Here is a 1,785-nt window from a genome sequence, read left to right as displayed (position 1 = left end):
CCATGTACGTCGACGTCATGACCGAGGACGGCCCGCGAACCGTCCACATCCGGGAGGGCGAGACCTGGCTGCTGCCCGGGAACGTGCCGCACTCCCCGCAGCGCCCGGAAGCCGACAGCATCGGCCTGGTCATCGAACGGGTCCGCGAGCCGGGCACCCTGGAGAAGTTCCAGTGGTACTGCCCCGACTGCCACGCCGTCCTCCACGAGGTGGAGCTCCAGGTCACCGACATCGTGGCCGACCTGCCCCCCGTCTTCGCCGCCTTCTACGACGACCGGCAGGCCAGGATCTGCGGCTCCTGCGGGGCCGAGCACCCCGGGAAGGGGTGACCCCGTGCCAGAGCACGCGCACGAGACCGACACCATCGACATCCACACCCACTACGTCCCGCACGGCTGGCCCGACCTCCGCGCCGACGCCGGTCCCCAGGTGCCCTGGCTGCGCGTCGAGTCGGAGACCGACGCGATGATCATGCTCGGGTCCCGGGAGTTCCGGCGGATCGGCGCCGAGTGCTGGGACGCCTCGGCCCGTCTGAAGGACATGGACGCCGACGGCATCGGCATGCAGGTCGTCTCACCCACGCCGGCGTTCTTCCACTACGGCCGCAGTGGCGCCGAGGCGGCACGGATCGCACGGATCTTCAACGACCTGGCCCTGGACATCGTCGCCCCGGCACCCGAGCGCCTCGTCCCCTTCTGCCAGGTGCCGCTCCAGGACCCCGACGCGGCCTGCCGCGAACTGGAACGCTGCCTGGCCAACGGGCACCGGGGCGTCGAGATCGGCAACCACGTCGGCGACCACGACCTGGACAGCGCGGGCGTCGTCACCTTCCTCCAGCACTGCGCCCTGCTTCAGGTCCCGGTCTTCGTCCACCCCTGGGACATGGACGACTCACCCCGACTGCGCCGCTGGATGGCGCAGTGGCTGACCGCCATGCCCGCCGAGACCCATCTGTCGCTCCTGGCGATGACCCTCGGCGGGGTCTTCGACCGTGTCGACGACCGGCTGAAGATCTGCTTCGCGCACGGCGGAGGATCCTTCGCCCTCTGGCTCGGGCGCATGGACAACGCCTGGCGGGGCCGCCCCGACGTGGTGGGCACCTCCGCGCACCCGCCGTCGCACTACATCGGCCGTTTCCACGTCGACTCCGTCGTCTTCGACCCCCGCGCCCTGCGCCTGCTGGTGGACACCTACGGGGCCGGACAGGTCATGGTCGGCAGCGACTACCCGTACCCGCTGGGCGAGCGGCCCGCGGGCCGGGTCGTGCGCGAGAGCGACTTCCTCTCTCCCGAGGAGAAGGCGTCGATCCGCCGGGGCAACGCAGAACGGTTCCTCGGGCTCGCCGGTTGACGGGCGGCGTGCCCGGTGCCGCGCCAGGGCCCGTGCGCAAGCCGCCTAACATGACTGCCGGACCTGCGGAGGTGAGTGAGATGTCCCAACCGGGCCGCGACGGCACGGCCGGCCGGCGGGAAGACCTGTTCTCGGTCATCGACGCCGCCGGGGAACTCCTCGACGTGCCCATCGTCCTGGAGGACACCGAGTTCCGGGTGCTCGCCTGGTCGAAAGGACAGCAGAGCGCGGACGAGGAAAGGGTCTCCGGAATCCTGGAGCGGCAGGCCCAGCCCTGGCTCGTCGAGGTGCTGCGCGCCCGGGGGGACATCGCCCGCCTGATCGCCTCACCGGAGCCCGTCTTCCTCGATCCGGCCTCCGACCGGGCCAAGCCCCGGATGGCCTGCCGGGTCCAGCACGACGGTCCGCACCTGGGCTACCTGTGGGCCAGCACCC

Annotated in this window: 1 protein-coding gene and 2 pseudogenes; all 3 read left to right on the top strand. The window is 71.4% G+C overall.

Going from position 1 to position 1,785, the window contains the following annotated elements; all coding sequences use genetic code 11:
* Nucleotides 1-329: pseudogene (locus SMA5143A_RS42385) on the top strand (3-hydroxyanthranilate 3,4-dioxygenase); the annotation flags it as partial.
* Nucleotides 330-333: 4 nt separating this feature from the next.
* Complete coding sequence (locus tag SMA5143A_RS42380; RefSeq protein ID WP_107468085.1) at nt 334-1,350, top strand: amidohydrolase family protein; 1,017 nt, start codon at nt 334-336, stop codon at nt 1,348-1,350.
* Nucleotides 1,351-1,430: 80 nt separating this feature from the next.
* A pseudogene (locus SMA5143A_RS42375) lies at nt 1,431-1,785 on the top strand (helix-turn-helix domain-containing protein); the annotation flags it as partial.

The sequence above is a fragment of the Streptomyces sp. MA5143a genome (genome assembly GCF_900290235.1).
GTDB lineage: Bacteria > Actinomycetota > Actinomycetes > Streptomycetales > Streptomycetaceae > Streptomyces.
The sequence above is the reverse complement of the archived record's forward strand: the minus strand, read 5'-3'. Positions and strand labels throughout refer to the sequence as shown.